Below are 14724 nucleotides of genomic sequence, written 5' to 3' on the forward strand. Positions count from 1 at the left end.
GTACTCCCGTTTGCGATATTTTTTGACGGGGTCCATTGAGCCACCGGCGCCAAGCGCGGCTTGAGCGCGGGTGGCGAAACCGGGTGTCATCCGGCTCCTACTAGCTCGGCGCTAGGGCTTCGGAGCCCAGCCGCTGGAGCAGGGCCTGGGCGGCTGCGGGGGCGCGTTCCTTGGCCCCGTTGATGAAGAAAACGAAGGCGTCGCGGGCCTGCGGGCCGCTCGACCAGGCGCGGGCACCGGCGGCCCAGGCGTCCAGCGCCGCCGGCGCGTAGCCGGTGGGCTGGTCGGACTCGCTGCGCATCAGGCGCAGGTAGGCGAACGGCGCCTGCGCATCCTCCAGCTGGAGGTACTTGGGCGAGTCGGTGTGCACCGTCACGCAGCCGTGCCGGCGCGCCAGCGCCAGGTAGGCCGGGTCGGCGAAGCTGGCATGGCGCACCTCCAGCACGTGCCGCAGCGCCAGCCCGTCGACGCTGGACGGCAGCAGGGCCAGGAAGGCCTCGAAGTCGGCCGGCTCGAAGCGCTTGGTGGGCTGGAACTGCCACACGATGGGCCCGAGCTTGGGTCCCAGTTCGCTGACGCCGGAGCCGAGGAAGCGCGCGATCGCGTCGCCCGCGCCGGCCAGCTCGCGCCGCACCGTGATCGAGCGGTGCGCCTTGAGGGTGAACACGAAGCCATCCGGCGTCTCGTCGCGCCAGCGGCCGTAGGTGGCCGGGGTGAAGGTGCTGTAGAAGGTGCCGTTGACCTCGATGGCGGTCAGCACGCGGCTGGCGTGGTGCAGTTCGCGCTGGTGCGGCAGGCCGGGCGGATAGAAGGTCCCGCGCCAGGGTTCGAAGGTCCAGCCGCCGATGCCGACCCGCACGCGCGGCGCCGTCATGGCGCGGTCCCCCGGGCCGCTGCCGCGGCCCCGCCACGGACGAGCGAGCCGGCGCGGCGGGGCGCGCGGAACGGGAGGGCGGCGCGGGCGGTGGTGGACGGCACGGCGGGCCATGGTACGCCTCCTTGGCCGGTCCGGGCGGTTCGGCGTAGAGTGGCGTTTTGCCCTCCGCAGCCCCCATGAACGCTCCGCTCCACAAGGAAATGCCCGCCGCCCTGCTCGATGCCAGCGAGGCGCTGGCGCACGCCAGCCGCCAGTGGGACGGCGACATCGTGCGCCAACTCACCGACTACATCGCCATCCCGGCCAAGTCGCCCGGCTTCGACCAGGACTGGGCCGCGCACGGCCACCTGGAGACCGTGCTGCGCAACGCCGCCGCCTGGGTCGAGGCGCAGAAGGTCGAGGGGCTGGCGCTGGAGATCGTGCGCCTGCCCGGCCGCACCCCGGTCCTGTTCTTCGAGATCGCCGCCACCCGGCCCGCTGCCCAGACGGTGCTGATGTACGGCCACCTCGACAAGCAGCCCGAGTTCACCGGCTGGCGCCACGACCTCGGCCCGTGGACGCCCAAGTACGAGGACGGCAAGCTGTACGGCCGCGGCGGCGCCGACGACGGCTACGCGGTCTACGCCAGCATCGCCGCGGTGCAGGCGCTCAAGGCGCAGAACGTGCCGCACCCGCGCATCGTCGGCCTGATCGAGACCTGCGAGGAATCGGGCTCCTACGACCTGCTGCCCTACGTCGACGCCCTGCGCACGCGGCTCGGCGACGTCGGCCTGGTGATCTGCCTCGACTCGGGCGCCGGCAACTACGACCAGCTGTGGCTCACCACCTCGCTGCGCGGCATGGCCTCGGGCACCTTGAAGGTCCAGATCCTGACCGAGGGCGTGCATTCGGGCGATGCCTCGGGCCTGGTGCCGTCGAGCTTCCGCATCCTGCGCCAGGTGCTCGACCGCCTGGAGGACAGCAAGAGCGGGCGCCTGCTGCCGGCCAGCTTCCACTGCGAGGTGCCGGCCGAGCGCCGCGAGCAGGCCCGCGCCACGGCGGCGATCCTGGGCGACGAGATCTACAAGCGCTTCCCCTGGGCCCATGCCGACTGCGGCGGGGCGGTGCAGACGGCGCTGCCCACCACCACCGATCCGGTGCAGGCGCTCCTGAACCGCACCTGGACCCCGACCCTGTCGGTCACCGGCGCCGACGGCTTCCCGGCACTGCAGGATGCCGGCAACGTGCTGCGGCCGTACACCGCCTTCAAGCTGTCGCTGCGGCTGCCGCCGCTGGTCGACGCGGCGGCGGCGGTGCAGGAGCTCAAGACGCTGCTGGAGGACAACGCGCCCTACCAGGCCGTCGTCACCTTCGACTCCGGCGGCGCCGCCACCGGCTGGAACGCGCCCGACACGGCGCCCTGGTTCCGCCAGGCGCTGGACGCGGCGTCGCAGGCGCACTTCGGCGCGCCCTGCGGGCACATCGGCCAGGGCGGCACCATTCCGCTGATGAGCCTGCTGAGCCAAGGCTTCCCGGCGGCGCAGATGATGGTCTGCGGCGTGCTCGGCCCGCGCAGCAACGCGCACGGCCCGAACGAGTTCCTGCACGTGCCCTATGCCAAGCGGCTGACGGCGGCGGTGGCCGAAGTCATCGCCCGAATGCCCTAGGCAGGACGGGACTCGCCCGCTTGCGGCCCGGCAGCGGGCTGGGACAAGATGGCCTCCCCCAAGGCTCATCCGTGTCCCGCTCCACCCTGTCGACCTTTACCGCCAGCGACGGCGACAACATCGCCGTGCACGACTGGCCGGCGGCGGACGAGCGCCGCCAGCGCGGCGTGGTGATCCTCGTCCACGGGCTGGGCGAACATGCCGGCCGCCACGACGGCCTGGCCCAGCGGCTCAACGACTGGGGCTTCGCGGTGCGCGGCCACGACCACTACGGCCATGGCGAATCGGGCGGCCCGCGCGGCGGCGTCACGGTGGCCAGGCGGCTGGTGCACGACCTGGCCGAGATCGTCGACAGCACCCGCCGCCGCACGCCGCGCGAGCTGCCGCTGGTCCTGCTCGGGCACAGCATGGGCGGGTTGGTGGCGGCCAGCTATGCCGCCGAGCATCCGCGTGCGGTCGACGGGCTGGTGCTCTCGTCGCCGGCGCTGGCCCCGCGGCTCGGGCCTTTGCAGCGCCTGCTGCTGAGCACCCTGCCGCGGCTGGCGCCCGACCTGCGGGTGGGCAGCGGGCTCGACCCGCGCTGGCTCTCGCGCGATCCGCAGGTGCAGCGCGACTACCGGGCCGACCCGCTGGTGCACGACCGCATCAGCGCCCGGCTGGCCGGCTTCATCGCCGACGAGGGCCAGCGCGTGCTCGCCAAGGCGGCGGGCTGGTCGGTGCCCACCCTGCTGCTGTACGCCGGCTCCGACCGCCTGGTCGACCCGGCCGGCAGCCACGCGTTCGCCGAGGCGGCGCCGGATGCGGTGGTGCGCAGCTGCTGCTTCGAGCCGCTGTACCACGAGATCTTCAACGAGCCCGAATCGTCCAAGGTCTACGAGGCGCTGCAGCGCTGGCTGGACGACCGCTACTAGGCCGGTTTCGCGACCGCCTCGCGCCGCCGCCGCAGCGCCAGCCAGGCCAGTGCCAGCGCGGTGACGGCCACCGGCACCAGCGAACCCCAGTTCAGCAGCGACCAGCCCTGGGTGGTGACCAGCACGCCCGAGGCCAGCGACGTGCAGGCCAGCGTCGCCATGACGAAGAAGTTGAGCGCGCCCTGGGCCTTGTCGCGCTCCTCCGGCCGGTAGGTCGACAGCGACAGCGTGGTGCTGCCGGTGAACAGGAAGTTCCAGCCCACCCCGAGCAGGAACAGCGCCAGCAGGAATTCGTGCAGGTCCACGCCCGACAGCGCCACCGCGATGCAGGCCACGTTCAGCAGCACGCCGACGCCCATCACCGGCAGGGCGCTGAAGCGCTTGATCAGGTTGCCGGTGAAGAAGCCGGGGGCGAACATGCCGATCACGTGCCACTGCAGCACCACCGCGGCGCTGGCGAACGGCAGCCCGCACTGCTGCATCGCCAGCGGGGTGGCGGCCATCAGCAGGTTCATCACGCCGAAGCTCAGGGCGCCGGCGGCGGCGGCGACGATGAAGACCGGCTGCCGCAGGATGGCCGCCAGCGGCCGCCCGGCCGGCAGGGTGTCCCGGGGCGGGGGCGACGGGAAGCGCAGGAACGCCATCAGGCCCATCGACAGCAGGCCGACGCCGGCCAGCGCCAGGTAGGCGCCGGCGAACGGCACCGGGAACAGGTCGCGGGTCTGCGCGGCCAGGTTGGGGCCGAGCACGGCCCCGAGCAGGCCGCCGGCCATCACCAGCGAGACCGCCTTCTCGCGCTGGGCCGGCGCGACCAGGTCGGCGGCGGCGAAGCGGTACAGGCCGGCGTTGGCGTTGTAGTAGCCGGCCACCAGCGTGGCCAGGCAGAGCAGCCAGAAGTTGCGGCTGGTCGCCGCGTACAGGCACAGCAGCGCCGCCAGCACGGCGACCGCCAGCCCGGCCTGGAACGAGCGCCGGCGGCCCCAGCGCTGCTGGCTGCGCGCGATCAGGCCGGTCGACAGGGCGCCACCGATCACGTAGCCCATCACCGGCAGCGTCGCCATCCAGGCCTGCGGCGCGAGCGACAGCCCGACCAGGCCGTTGATGGCGATGAAGACGATGTTGTTCGTCAGGTACAGCCCCTGGCAGGCGGCCAGCAGCCACAGTGCGCGGTTCATCGGGTGTCGTCTCCTGCGCCGGGGCCGGCGAGCGTCAAGGCGGCCAGGGCCGCGAGCGGGGCGGTGTCGGCGCGCAGCACGCGCCGACCCAGCGTGACCGGTTGGAAGCCGGCGGCGCGCGCCGCGGCTTCCTCGCGCGGGCTCAGGCCGCCCTCGGGGCCGGACAGCAGCAGCAGCGGCGCGCGGTCGGCCAGCAGCTGCGCCAGCGGGCGCGCATCGTCGGCGAACGACAGCACGTGGCGCGCCGCCACCGCCGGTTGCCAGCTGGCCAGGTCGGCCAGCGCGTGCACCGGCGGCACCCGGTTGCGGCCGCACTGCTCGCAGGCGGCGGCGGCGATCGCCTGCCAGTGCGCCTGGCGGCGCTCGGCGCGCTCGCCCTGCAGGCGCAGCACGCTGCGCTCGCTGGTGAGCGGCTGCAGGCTGGCGACGCCCAGCTCGGCGGCCTTCTCGACCAGCCAGTCCATGCGGTCGTTGGCCGGGATGCCGAGCGCCAGGTGCACCTCGCGCGCCGCCTCGCGCTCGACGGCCGCGTGGGCGCCGACCTGGACCCGGACGTCGGTGCGGCCCATCTTCTCGACGGTCGCGGACCACTCGCCGCCGCTGCCGTCGAACAGGGTCAGCGCCGCACCCGGCTGCAGCCGCAGCACCTGCACGTGGCGGGCGGCGGTGGCCGGCAGGTCGAGCAGCTGTCCGGGCACCAGCGGGCCGGGGCAGTGCAGCCGGGGCATGGCGCTCAGACGCGCCCGAAGGCGTAGCCGCTGGGGGCCGCGGTGCCCTCGACGGTGTCGACCAGCTGCAGCAGCGGCGCCAGCTCGCGGTAGCGGCCGGCGGTGGCGCGGATGTAGGCGATGAAGCGGGGCGTGTCGGCCAGGTACTTCGGCTTGCCGTCGCGCAGCGTCAGGCGGGCGAAGATGCCGGCCACCTTGAGGTGGCGCTGCAGGCCCATCCACTCGACGGCGCGGTAGAACTCGCCGAAATCCTCGCCCACCGGCAGGCCGGCCTTGCGCGCCTTCTCCCAGTAGCGCACCGTCACGTCGAGCACGAACTCCTCGTCCCAGCTGAGGAAGGCGTCGCGCATCAGGCTGGCGATGTCGTAGGTGACCGGCCCGTGCACCGCGTCCTGGAAGTCCAGCACGCCCAGGCGCGGCTCGTCCGCGGCCGCCGGCAGCATCAGGTTGCGCGGCATGAAGTCGCGGTGCACGTAGACGGTGGGGGCGGCGAGGTTGCGCTGGACGATGAGCCGGAACTGGCCGTCGAGCGTCTCGCGCAGCTTGCCCTCGACCGCGACGCCGCGGTGGCGGGCCAGGTACCAGTCGGGGAACAGCGCCAGCTCGCGCTGCAGCAGCGCCTCGTCGTAGGGCGGCAGCACGCCGGGGCGCGAGGCCAGCTGCCAGCCGACCAGGGCGTCGACCGCCCGCAGGTACAGCGGCAGGTTGGCCAGCGGCTGCTGCGGATCGACGACCTCGATCATGGTCTGCCGGCCCAGGTCGTCCAGCAGCATGAAGCCCTGCGGCTCATCCCAGGCCAGCACGCGCGGCACGTGCAGGCCGGCCTCGGTCATCAGCCGGGCCACGTGCACGAACGGCCGGCAGTCCTCCTTGTCGGGGGGCGCGTCCATGATGATGCGGCTGCCGGCGGCGCCGTCGATCCGCAGGTAGCGGCGGAAGCTGGCGTCGGCCGACGCCGGGCGCAGGCTGGCCGGATCGAGCTGGTGCGGGCCGGCAACGGCCGCCAGCCACTGCTGGAAGGCACGCTCGCGTTGGGGGTCGGACCAGGCCACGGACGGGCCGGCGCCGGCGTCTGGCGCCGGGGTGGACAGGGGATCGCTCATGGATAATCCATTCTACAAACGCCCCCTGCGCCGGCTTCCATGTTGTTGCGCGAACCTGCGACTCCCAACTCTTGAAACCGACTCCGCGCAACCGTTTCGCGCCCACGCCCCTGGCACTGGTGGCGTGCTGGCTGGTGCATGGCGGCGCTGCGCTGGCCCAGTCCGAGTCGGTGGATGCGGCGGGCGTGCCGCTGCGCCGCACGCCGCTGTTGCGCGAGCAGCTGCCGGCGGCCCAGAAGGACCAGCTGCCCACCTTCGTGCAGGGCGACCGCGTCACCGGGCGCACCGATTTCGAGACCATCGTCGAGGGCGGGGCCGAACTGCGGCGGGGTGACACGGTCATCAAGGCCGACCGGCTGGAGTACTACCAGCCCGACGATCTGGCCAAGGCGCGCGGCAACGTCCGCATCAACCGCCAGGGCAACGTCTACCGCGGCCCGCAGCTGGAGCTCAAGGTCGACGCCTTCGAGGGCTTCTTCAACCAGCCCAGCTACGAGTTCCTGCGCAACGGCGCCTACGGCCAGGCCGACCGCGTCGACTTCATCGACGACAAGCGCTCGGTGGTGCGCAATGCCACCTACACCACCTGCCGGCCGCAGGACCTGCCCGGCTGGACGCCGGACTGGATCATGCGCGCCGCCAGCATCCGCCTGGACGACGAGGAGGACACCGGCACCGCCACCAACGCGGTGCTCACGTTCTTCAGCATGCCGGTGCTGCCGATCCCGCAGATCACCTTCCCGCTCAGCGACCGGCGCAAGTCCGGCTTCCTGCCGCCGACCTTCGGCATCGACAGCGTCAGCGGTTTCGAATACCGCCAGCCCTACTACTGGAACATCGCGCCGAACCGCGACGCGACGCTGCTGCCGCGCGTGCTGAGCAAGCGCGGCGTCGAGCTGGGCGGCGAGTTCCGCTACCTGGAGCCCAGCTACAACGGCCAGTTGCAGGCCAACGTGCTGCCGGGCGACAAGCTGCGCGACCGGCTGCGCTGGGGCTACAGCTACCGCCACGATGGCGTGCTGCAGGAGACCCTCAGCGCCGGCCGGACGGCGCTGAGCCTGAACCTGAACCGGGTCAGCGACGACGACTACTGGCGCGACTTCACCCGCAGCAGCGCCTCGCTCACGCAGCGCCTGCTCCCCAGCGACGGCATCCTGGCCTGGGCCCGCGGCTACTGGTACGCCAGCGCGCGCGCGCTGCAGTGGCAGACCCTGCAGGACGTCACCGCGCCGATCACGCCGCCCTACGACCGCATGCCGCAGCTGTACACGCGCTACGCCCGGCCCGACCTGGACCACGGGCTGGTGGCGTCGCTGGAGGCCGACACCACGCGCTTCAATTCGGTGCGCGAGCTGACCCTGCAGCCGAACGCGCAGCGCAGCTTCCTGCTCGGCCGCATCGAGCGGCCCTGGCAGGCGCCCGGCTGGTTCATCACGCCCCGCTTCCAGGTCCACAGCGCCACCTACTCCTTCGATGCGCCGCTGGCCAACGGCGAGACCGCCGCCGCCCGCACCGTGCCGACCTTCAGCCTGGACAGCGGACTGGTGTTCGAGCGCCCGGCCGCCTTCTTCGGCCGGGCCGTGGTGCAGACGCTGGAGCCGCGCGCCTTCTACGTCTACACGCCGTTCCGCGACCAGTCGCAGCTGCCCAACTACGACTCGGCCGCCAACGACTTCAACTTCGCGACCATCTACACCGAGAACCCGTTCGGCGGCTACGACCGCATCGCCGACAACAACCTGCTGACGCTGGGCGTGACCAGCCGGCTGATCGAGCCGGACACCGGCGCCGAGCTGGCCCGCTTCGGCTTCGCCCAGCGCCTGCGCTTCCAGGACCAGCTGGTCACGCTGCCGGGCGTGGCGCCGGTGACCGAGCGCGTGTCCGACCTGCTGCTGGGGGCCTCGCTGAACTGGATCCCCAAGTGGTCGCTGGACTCCACGCTGCAGTACAACCCCAACCTCGGACGCTCCGAGCGCACCACCATCGGCGGGCGCTACAACCCGAGCAACTACCGGCTGGTGAGCGCGGCCTACCGGCTGCAGCGCGACTTCAGCGAACAGGTCGACGTCGGCTGGCAATGGCCGATCAACGACCTGTGGGGCGACCGGGGCCAGGACCTCGGGCCCGGCCGCGGCCAGGGCCCGAATCGCTGGTACTCGGTGGGACGCCTGAACTGGAGCCTGAAGGACCGCCGGCTGGTGGATGCGGTGGTCGGCCTGGAGTACGACGCCTGCTGCTGGATCGGCCGCGTGGTGCTGGAGCGGTTGTCCAGCACCGTGACCACCGCCGCCACCCGCATCCTGTTCCAGATCGAGTTTGTGGGCTTCAGCCGGCTCGGATCCAGCGTCGTGACGCCACTGCGCCAGAATATCCCGCGTTACCAGCTCCTGCGCGACCCCAACGTGCTCCAGCCGAGCCGGTTCAGCAACTACGACTGAGAAGAGACTGCGCCCCTGTCATGACCCCACGTGCCTTCGCCCTCCTGCTCGCCGGTGCCGCCGCGCTCGCGCTGCCCGCCGCCGCGCAGCTGCGCGCCTCTCCCCAGCTGGGGGGCGGCCGGCCGGCGGCGGCCGAGACCGGTCCCCGCGCTGCCGACTTCATCGTGGCCGTGGTCAATTCGGAGCCGATCACCAACAACGAGGTGCGCACGCGCCTGCTGCGCTTCGAGCAGCAGCTGACCCAGCAGGGCACCCCGCTGCCATCGCGCGGCGAGCTCAATCGCATGGTGCTCGAGCGCCTGATCAGCGAGCGCGCGCAGCTGCAGCTGGCGCGCGACAACGGCATCCGGGTCGACGAAGGCACGATCGACCAGGCCGAGCAGAGCTTCGCACGCCAGAACCAGGTCGACGTCGCCGAGCTGCGCCGCCGGCTGGCCCTGGACGGCATCTCGCAGTCCTCGTTCCGCGAGGACCTGCGCAACCAGCTGCTGCTGTCGCGCCTGCGCGACCGCGAGGTGGAGCAGCGGGTGCGCGTCACCGACAACGACGTCGAGCAGTTCCTGCGCGAGCAGCAGGGCAGCAGCGGCGACCTGTCGCAGACCGAGTTGAACCTGGCCCAGGTTCTGGTCGCGGTGCCCGAGAACGCCACGGAGGCGCAGGTGCAGGCCTTGCGCACCAAGGCCGACGACGTGCTGCGGCGCGCCCGGGCCGGCGAGGACTTCGCCGTCCTGGCGCGCGACTTTTCGGAGGCAGCGGGGGCGGCAGCCAGTGGCGGCCAGCTCGGACTGCGCTCGGCCGAGCGCTACCCGCAGCTGTTCCTGGACGCGGTGCAGGGCCTGTCGGTGGGCGGCGTAAGCGAGGTGATCCGCTCGGGCGCCGGTTTCCACGTGCTCAAGGTGGTCGAACGGCGGCAGGCCGGCCTGCCCGGCGCCACCGTCACCCAGACCCATTCGCGCCACATCCTGCTGCGCACCGGCGCCCAGCTGACCGAGGCGGCGGCGCGGGCGCGGCTGGCCGACTACAAGCGCCGCATCGAATCGCGCACCGCCACCTTCGAACAGCTCGCGCGCGAGTTCTCGCAGGACGCCAGCTCGTCGCGCGGCGGCGACCTGGGCTGGACCAACCCGGGCCAGTTCGTGCCCGAGTTCGAGGAGGTCCTGGGCACGCTGCAGCCAGGGCAGATCGCCGAGCCGATGACGTCGCGCTTCGGGGCCCACCTGATCCAGCTGCTGGAGCGGCGCCAGGCCACCCTGTCGGCCCGCGAACAGCGCGAGCTGGCGCGCAACCTGGTGCGCGAGAAGAAGCTGGACGAGGCCTTCTTGCAGTGGTCGCAGGAGGTGCGCGGTCGCGCGTACGTCGAGTACCGCGACCCGCCGCAGTAGTTGAAACACATCCCGCGCAAGCGCTTCGGCCAGCACTTCCTGGCCGACAGCGCCATCATCGACGCCATCGTGCGCGCCATCGCCCCGCGCGCCGGCGAGCCCATGGTGGAGATCGGCCCCGGCCTGGCAGCGCTGACGCAGCCGCTGGTCGAGCGGGTCGGCCGGCTGGCGGTGGTCGAACTCGATCGCGACCTGGCCGCACGCCTGCGCCAGCATCCGCAGCTGCAGGTGGTCGAGTCCGACGTGCTGCGGGTCGACTTCAGCGCGCTGGCGCAGACGCTGGGCGCGCCCCGGCTGCGCGTGGTGGGCAACCTGCCGTACAACATCTCCACGCCCATCCTGTTCCACCTGCTCGATCACATCGGCGTGGTGCAGGACCAGCACTTCATGCTGCAGAAGGAGGTGGTCGACCGCATGGTGGCCGCGCCCGCCAGCGCCGACTACGGCCGGCTGTCGGTGATGCTGCAGTGGCGCTATGCGATGGAGGACGTGCTGGCGGTGCCGCCGCAGGCCTTCGACCCGCCGCCCAGGGTCGACAGCGCGGTGGTGCGCATGGTGCCGCACGCCAGCTTCGTGGCGGTCGACACGGCGCGCCTGTCCGAACTGGTGCAGGTCGCCTTCAGCCAGCGCCGCAAGCTGCTGCGGCACACGCTGGGCAAGTGGCTGGACCAGCGCGGCTTCGCCGGCAGCTTCGACCTGCAGCGGCGCGCCGAGGAGGTGCCGGTGGACGAGTACCTGGCCCTCGCCCAGCGGCTCTGAGCAGGCGTCGGCCATGAAAAAAGCCCCGCCGGAGCGGGGCTTGGTACGGGGCAGGGGTCCCGTCGCGCCGTCAGGCGGCCGCCAGCCAGTAGCCGGCGTTGAAGGGGCTGCTCATGCGCAGCGCCAGCGGCGAGACATCGACCAGCTTGTCGGTCGGCATCTTCTCGCCGGATTCGGTCACCGCGGGGGCTGCGGTGGGGGCATCGGTGCCCTGGGCCTCGGTCGCCCGTTCTGCTTGGCCAGCTTGTGCAGAACGGGCTACAGAAAAGAATAGAAACAGCGGAATGGAATCTTCCGGTCGGCCCAATAGTCCGCCGTGTCGCGGAAGATGTCCAGCAGCTGCTCGCGCGCTTCCTTGTCGAACTTCGCCGTGGCGGGGATCTGCTCGAGCACGACCACGAAGCCGGGCTGCGGGCCCGATTTGTGCACGGGGTCGGTCATGCAGTCGTACAGGGCGTCGAAGTTCTTGCCGAAATGGGCCGGCAGGATGAACTGCTGCGCCAGCAGGTCCAGCACGTCCTGCTTGCTCTGGGCGTTGGCCAGGTTGGCGTACAGGAAGTGCTGGCCCAGGGCGCGCGCGCCATCCTGCAGGTCCTGCACGCGGAACGCGCGGATCGACTGCACGATGTTGCTGCGCACGCCCTTGAGGGGCGTGTCGGCGATGTCAGGGCGAAGGCGTGTTTCCATCTCCGCGTCTCTTTCCAAGGAATTCAAAAACTGGTCCCGCTTCATGTTGGGGCTCACTCCACGATCTTGCGAAAACTGGCGTAATGGTCAGCGGTGTAATAACAAGCGTCCGGCAGCCGGGGTGGGCCGCCGCACACGATGCGCCGGGCTCCCCGGTCGCGCGAACCTGGCGTCGCAACGGTGTATTCGCGCCAGTAGCCACGCTTGGCCGCCGGAAGCATGCGCTCCCGGTTGCCGAACACCGAGCCGTCCTTTTCGTACGGGAACGGTCCGCCCTGGCGGATCAGTTCGTAGGTTTCCCGGCCTTGCCGGGGCAGCGCGGCCACCGGGATGGTGGTCGAACCGGCCTCGGCTCGAGGGTCCGATGCATCCCTGGCCACCGCCACGGCTGGGCCGGTGAGCACCGCGGCGAACAAGTAGCTAGTAAGTGCAAACTTGAACGCTTGGGAGCGCGCCATGAATCGAACGGACCTTCTGGGAGAGCCTTGGGACGCCTGTCCGGGCAGCGCCTTGGATCGATGAGATCCGCGGGTTTACCCGGAAATTTCAGCCCGCAAGTGTGAACGATCCAGTCACAAAAGGCAAGCGCCTGCCCAAATTTTGGGCAGGCGCCAAGGCCTTTCCAGGGCGGGTCGACGGCCTGCTAAGTTAGCGCCAGCTTGTCAGCTGCGGCTGGTGCGGGCAGCGTTGGCGTCGGCGACGGTGAGCGCCGTCATGTTGACGATGCGCCGTACGGTCGTGCTGGCTGTCAGGATGTGCACCGGTTTGGCCGCGCCCAGCAGCACCGGGCCGACCGCGATGTTGCCGCCGGCGGCCACCTTGAGCAGGTTGTAGGCGATGTTGGCGGCGTCGATGTTGGGCAGCACCAGCAGGTTGGCGTCGCCGGCCAGGGTGGTGGTGGGCATGAGCTGCTTGCGGGCGGCACCGTCGAGCGCCAGGTCACCGTGCATCTCGCCGTCGACCTCCAGCCAGGGCGCCTGCTCGCGCAGCATGGCCAGCACCTCGCGCATCTTCAGGGCGCTGGGCTGGCTGCTGGAGCCGAAATTGGAATGCGACAGCAGCGCGGCCTTGGGCTTGATGCCGAAGCGCATCATTTCCTCGGCCGCCAGGATCGTGATCTCGGCCAGCTGGACGGCGGTGGGGTCGTAGTTGACGTGGGTGTCGACCAGGAACACCTGCCGGCCCGGCAGCAGCAGGCCGTTCATGCAGGCATAGGTGCCGATGCCCTCGCGGCGGCCGATCACCTGGTCGATCCAGCGCAGGTGGATGTCGGTGGTGCCCCAGGTGCCGCAGATCATCCCGTCGACCTGCTCCTTGTGCAGCAGCATCGAACCGATCAGCGTCAGGCGCCGGCGCATCTCGATCTTGGCCATCTGGGCGGTGACGCCCTTGCGGTCCATCATGCGGTGGTAGGTCTGCCAGAAGTCGCGGTAGCGGTCGTCCCACTCGGTGTTGACGACGTCGAAGTCACGGTCCTGCTGCAGCCGCAGGCCGAACTTCTCGATGCGCTGGGCGATGATCTGCGGCCGGCCGATCAGGGTCGGCCGCGCCAGGCCCTCGTCCACCACGATCTGGGCCGCGCGCAGCACGCGCTCCTCCTCGCCCTCGCAGAACGCCACCCGCTTCTTCGCCGCGCTCTTGGCGGCGGTGAAGATCGGCTTCATGGCGGTGCCGGAGGCGTACACGAAGCTCTGCAGCTTCTCGCGGTAGGCATCCATGTCGGCGATCGGGCGCATGGCCACGCCGCTGGCCACGGCCGCTTCCGCCACCGCCGGCGCGATCTTCATCATCAGGCGCGGGTCGAACGGCTTGGGGATCAGGTAGTCGGGCCCGAACGCCAGCTTCTGGCCGGCGTAGGCGGCGGCCACCACCTCGCTTTGCTCGGCCTGGGCCAGCTCGGCAATGGCGTGGACGGCGGCGATCTCCATCTCGTCGGTGATGGTCGTCGCGCCGCAGTCGAGTGCGCCGCGGAAGATGTACGGGAAGCACAGGACGTTGTTGACCTGGTTCGGGAAGTCCGTGCGGCCGGTGGCCATGATGGCGTCCGGCCGCACCGAGCGCGCCAGCTCCGGCATGATTTCCGGGTTCGGGTTGGCCAGCGCCAGGATCAGCGGGTCCTTGGCCATGGACTTGACCATCTCGGGCTTGAGCACGCCGCTGGCCGACAGGCCCAGGAAGATGTCGGCGCCCTCGATCACCTCGGCCAGCGTGCGGGCCGAGGTCGGCTGCGCGAACGGCAGCTTGTCGTCGTCCATCAGCTCCTTGCGGCCCTCGTACACCACGCCCGCCAGGTCGGTGGCGAAGATGTTCTTCTTCGGCAGCCCCAGCTTGACCAGCAGGTTCAGGCAGGCCAGCGCCGCGGCGCCGGCGCCCGAGGTCACCAGCTTGACGTCCTGCAGGTTCTTGCCGACCACCTTCAGGCCGTTGATGATGGCCGCGCCGACGCAGATCGCCGTGCCGTGCTGGTCGTCGTGGAAGACCGGGATCTTCATGCGCTCGCGCAGCTTGCGTTCGACGTAGAAGCAGTCCGGCGCCTTGATGTCTTCCAGGTTGATGCCGCCGAAGGTGGGCTCCAGCGCGGCGATCACGTCGACCAGCTTGTCGAGGTTCTTCTCGTTGATCTCGATGTCGAAGACGTCGATGCCGGCGAACTTCTTGAACAGGACGCCCTTGCCTTCCATCACCGGCTTGGCCGCCAGCGGGCCGATGTCACCCAGGCCCAGCACCGCGGTGCCGTTGGTGATCACGGCCACCAGGTTGCCGCGGGCGGTGTAGCGGAAGGCCGCCGCCGGGTCCTTGACGATCTCCTCGCAGGGCGCCGCCACGCCGGGCGAGTACGCCAGCGCCAGGTCGTGCTGGTTGACCAGTTGCTTGGTCGCCGCGATGGCGATCTTGCCGGGGGTCGGCTGCTCGTGGTACTCGAGCGCGGCTCGGCGCAACTCGGCGCTCTTGTCGACCGGGTTGAACGTCGATTCGGTGGGGGGCATGGCGAAACGTCTCCTCTCGCGCGCACTGCGG

Annotated in this window: 12 protein-coding genes; 5 read left to right on the top strand and 7 right to left on the bottom strand. The window is 71.1% G+C overall.

Annotated elements, in window-relative coordinates:
* Window positions 1-100: 100 nt before the first annotated feature.
* Window positions 101-874, bottom strand: a complete 774-nt coding sequence (locus GON04_RS25390) for a DUF72 domain-containing protein (protein ID WP_157400917.1) — start codon at window positions 872-874, stop codon at window positions 101-103.
* A 179-nt stretch (window positions 875-1053) separates the two neighbouring features.
* On the opposite strand from GON04_RS25390, the gene GON04_RS25395 reads away from it, so the two are divergent.
* Both GON04_RS25395 and GON04_RS25400 read left to right on the top strand, forming a co-directional pair.
* On the top strand, window positions 1054-2523 hold the full coding sequence (locus GON04_RS25395) for a M20 family metallopeptidase (protein WP_157400918.1): 1470 nt from the start codon (window positions 1054-1056) through the stop codon (window positions 2521-2523).
* Window positions 2524-2594: 71 nt separating this feature from the next.
* Entirely contained in the window at window positions 2595-3434 is an 840-nt protein-coding gene (locus tag GON04_RS25400; protein ID WP_181653801.1) for an alpha/beta fold hydrolase, read from the top strand.
* Here the strand turns inward: GON04_RS25400 and GON04_RS25405 are convergent.
* From GON04_RS25405 to GON04_RS25415, 3 genes are read right to left on the bottom strand one after another with little or no spacing between them, the layout of a single operon-like run.
* Window positions 3431-4609 carry an MFS transporter gene (locus tag GON04_RS25405; protein WP_157400919.1) on the bottom strand — a complete coding sequence of 393 codons (1179 nt, stop codon included), beginning with the start codon at window positions 4607-4609 and terminating at the stop codon, window positions 3431-3433. The genes GON04_RS25400 and GON04_RS25405 overlap by 4 nt on opposite strands.
* The gene (locus GON04_RS25410; RefSeq protein WP_157400920.1) at window positions 4606-5337 is read right to left on the bottom strand and encodes a 16S rRNA (uracil(1498)-N(3))-methyltransferase; all 732 of its coding nucleotides are present in this window, start codon (window positions 5335-5337) and stop codon (window positions 4606-4608) included. The genes GON04_RS25405 and GON04_RS25410 overlap by 4 nt, the downstream gene beginning before the upstream one ends.
* A 5-nt stretch (window positions 5338-5342) precedes the next feature.
* Window positions 5343-6440, bottom strand: coding sequence for an aminoglycoside phosphotransferase family protein (locus GON04_RS25415; RefSeq protein WP_157400921.1), 1098 nt, complete (start codon window positions 6438-6440; stop codon window positions 5343-5345).
* Between the two features lie 71 nt (window positions 6441-6511).
* Between GON04_RS25415 and GON04_RS25420 the strand changes: the two genes are divergently transcribed.
* From GON04_RS25420 to rsmA, 3 genes are read left to right on the top strand one after another with little or no spacing between them, the layout of a single operon-like run.
* Entirely contained in the window at window positions 6512-8878 is a 2367-nt protein-coding gene (locus GON04_RS25420) for an LPS-assembly protein LptD (protein WP_157400922.1), read from the top strand.
* Between the two features lie 20 nt (window positions 8879-8898).
* A complete protein-coding gene (locus tag GON04_RS25425; RefSeq protein ID WP_157400923.1) occupies window positions 8899-10260 on the top strand; it encodes a peptidylprolyl isomerase in 1362 nt (453 codons plus the stop codon).
* Window positions 10261-11019, top strand: a complete 759-nt coding sequence (gene rsmA, locus GON04_RS25430; protein ID WP_157400924.1) for a 16S rRNA (adenine(1518)-N(6)/adenine(1519)-N(6))-dimethyltransferase RsmA — start codon at window positions 10261-10263, stop codon at window positions 11017-11019. It abuts the gene before it with no gap.
* Between the two features lie 258 nt (window positions 11020-11277).
* Here rsmA and GON04_RS25435 read toward each other — a convergent pair whose 3' ends face one another.
* The 3 genes from GON04_RS25435 to GON04_RS25445 all read right to left on the bottom strand — a co-directional run bounded on the left by GON04_RS25435 (window position 11278) and on the right by GON04_RS25445 (window position 14693).
* Window positions 11278-11706, bottom strand: a complete 429-nt coding sequence (locus GON04_RS25435) for a barstar family protein (RefSeq protein ID WP_157400925.1) — start codon at window positions 11704-11706, stop codon at window positions 11278-11280.
* A gap of 53 nt (window positions 11707-11759) precedes the next feature.
* Window positions 11760-12164: a guanyl-specific ribonuclease gene (locus GON04_RS25440; protein ID WP_157400926.1), complete on the bottom strand. Its 405-nt coding sequence runs from the start codon at window positions 12162-12164 to the stop codon at window positions 11760-11762.
* 204 nt (window positions 12165-12368) lie between these two features.
* Complete coding sequence (locus tag GON04_RS25445; RefSeq protein WP_157400927.1) at window positions 12369-14693, bottom strand: NADP-dependent malic enzyme; 2325 nt, start codon at window positions 14691-14693, stop codon at window positions 12369-12371.
* Between the last annotated feature and the right edge of the window lie 31 nt (window positions 14694-14724).

The sequence above is a fragment of the Ramlibacter pinisoli genome, from assembly GCF_009758015.1.
GTDB lineage: Bacteria > Pseudomonadota > Gammaproteobacteria > Burkholderiales > Burkholderiaceae_C > Ramlibacter > Ramlibacter pinisoli.